General features: G+C 52.5%; 2 rRNA genes. Both read left to right on the top strand.

Going from position 1 to position 2,585, the window contains the following annotated elements:
* Window positions 1–2,336 (top strand): 23S ribosomal RNA (locus tag PCA20602_RS25430); the annotation flags it as partial.
* A gap of 125 nt (window positions 2,337–2,461) precedes the next feature.
* A 5S ribosomal RNA gene (gene rrf, locus PCA20602_RS25425) occupies window positions 2,462–2,574 on the top strand.
* The last annotated feature ends 11 nt before the right edge of the window (window positions 2,575–2,585 follow it).

Genomic DNA, 2,585 nt, shown 5'->3' with positions numbered 1-2,585 from the left:
AAGGGGTGACGGCGTACCTTTTGTATAATGGGTCAGCGACTTACATTCAGTGGCGAGCTTAACCGAATAGGGAAGGCGTAGCGAAAGCGAGTCCGAATAGGGCGTTCAGTCGCTGGGTGTAGACCCGAAACCAAGTGATCTATCCATGGCCAGGTTGAAGGTGCGGTAACACGTACTGGAGGACCGAACCCACTAACGTTGAAAAGTTAGGGGATGAGCTGTGGATAGGGGTGAAAGGCTAAACAAACTTGGAAATAGCTGGTTCTCTCCGAAAACTATTTAGGTAGTGCCTCGTGTATCACCTTCGGGGGTAGAGCACTGTCATGGTTGAGGGGTCCATTGCGGATTACCTCGCCATAGCAAACTCCGAATACCGAAGAGTGCAATCACGGGAGACAGACATCGGGTGCTAACGTCCGGTGTCAAGAGGGAAACAACCCAGACCGCCAGCTAAGGTCCCTAAATATTGCTAAGTGGGAAACGAAGTGGGAAGGCTAAAACAGTCAGGAGGTTGGCTTAGAAGCAGCCACCCTTTAAAGAAAGCGTAATAGCTCACTGATCGAGTCGTCCTGCGCGGAAGATGTAACGGGGCTAAGCAATATACCGAAGCTGCGGATGCGAGCTTGCTCGCATGGTAGGAGAGCGTTCTGTAAGCCTGTGAAGGTGTCTTGTAAAGGATGCTGGAGGTATCAGAAGTGCGAATGCTGACATGAGTAGCGATAAAGGGGGTGAAAGGCCCCCTCGCCGTAAGCCCAAGGTTTCCTACGCAACGTTCATCGGCGTAGGGTGAGTCGGCCCCTAAGGCGAGGCAGAGATGCGTAGCTGATGGGAAGCAGGTTAATATTCCTGCACCGTCGTATGATGCGATGGGGGGACGGATCGCGGAAGGTTGTCCGGGTGTTGGAAGTCCCGGTCCCTGCAGTGGAGAAGGCGCTTAGGCAAATCCGGGCGCGTAATTCAAGGCTGTGGGGCGAGCGAACTTGTTCGCGAAGCAATTGGAAGTGGTTCCAAGAAAAGCCTCTAAGCTTCAGTCATACGAGACCGTACCGCAAACCGACACAGGTGGGCGAGATGAGTATTCTAAGGCGCTTGAGAGAACTCGGGAGAAGGAACTCGGCAAATTGGTACCGTAACTTCGGGATAAGGTACGCCCTTGTAGCTTGACTGGCCTGCGCCAGGAGGGTGAAGGGGTTGCAATAAACTGGTGGCTGCGACTGTTTAATAAAAACACAGCACTCTGCAAACACGAAAGTGGACGTATAGGGTGTGACGCCTGCCCGGTGCCGGAAGATTAAATGATGGGGTGCAAGCTCTTGATTGAAGTCCCGGTAAACGGCGGCCGTAACTATAACGGTCCTAAGGTAGCGAAATTCCTTGTCGGGTAAGTTCCGACCTGCACGAATGGCGTAACGATGGCCACACTGTCTCCTCCCGAGACTCAGCGAAGTTGAAGTGTTTGTGATGATGCAATCTACCCGCGGCTAGACGGAAAGACCCCATGAACCTTTACTGTAGCTTTGCATTGGACTTTGAACCGGTCTGTGTAGGATAGGTGGGAGGCTTTGAAGCAGGAACGCTAGTTTCTGTGGAGCCGTCCTTGAAATACCACCCTGGCTTGTTTGAGGTTCTAACCTAGGTCCGTAATCCGGATCGGGGACAGTGCATGGTAGGCAGTTTGACTGGGGCGGTCTCCTCCCAAAGTGTAACGGAGGAGTACGAAGGTACGCTAGGTACGGTCGGAAATCGTGCTGATAGTGCAATGGCAAAAGCGTGCTTAACTGCGAGACTGACAAGTCGAGCAGGTGCGAAAGCAGGTCATAGTGATCCGGTGGTTCTGTATGGAAGGGCCATCGCTCAACGGATAAAAGGTACTCTGGGGATAACAGGCTGATACCGCCCAAGAGTTCATATCGACGGCGGTGTTTGGCACCTCGATGTCGGCTCATCTCATCCTGGGGCTGTAGCCGGTCCCAAGGGTATGGCTGTTCGCCATTTAAAGAGGTACGTGAGCTGGGTTTAAAACGTCGTGAGACAGTTTGGTCCCTATCTGCCGTGGGCGTTGGAAGTTTGAAGGGGGCTGCTCCTAGTACGAGAGGACCGGAGTGGACGAACCTCTGGTGTACCGGTTGTCACGCCAGTGGCATCGCCGGGTAGCTATGTTCGGAAGAGATAACCGCTGAAAGCATCTAAGCGGGAAACTCGCCTTAAGATGAGACTTCCCTAGGAACTCGATTCCTTTGAAGGGTCGTTCAAGACCAGGACGTTGATAGGTCAGGTGTGGAAGCGCAGTAATGCGTTAAGCTAACTGATACTAATTGCCCGTAAGGCTTGATCCTATAACCAGTGTGTTTTTCCTGGTGTGAGTATCGCTGTGCCGATACACTCACAACCCACAATGTTGTACTACGCTTCTTCCGAATTGGTTTTGTTGACCGAGTGTCAGCAGAACACACAAGTTATGCCTGATGACCATAGCGAGTTGGAACCACCCCTTCCCATCCCGAACAGGACCGTGAAACGACTCCACGCCGATGATAGTGCGGATACCCGTGTGAAAGTAGGTAATCGTCAGGCTCCCCTTAAAA

Origin of the sequence: Pandoraea capi (genome assembly GCF_902459735.1) — a bacterium.
GTDB classification, from domain to species: domain Bacteria; phylum Pseudomonadota; class Gammaproteobacteria; order Burkholderiales; family Burkholderiaceae; genus Pandoraea; species Pandoraea capi.
Note: the sequence above shows the minus strand (reverse complement) of the source record. Positions and strands in the feature narration are given on the sequence as shown.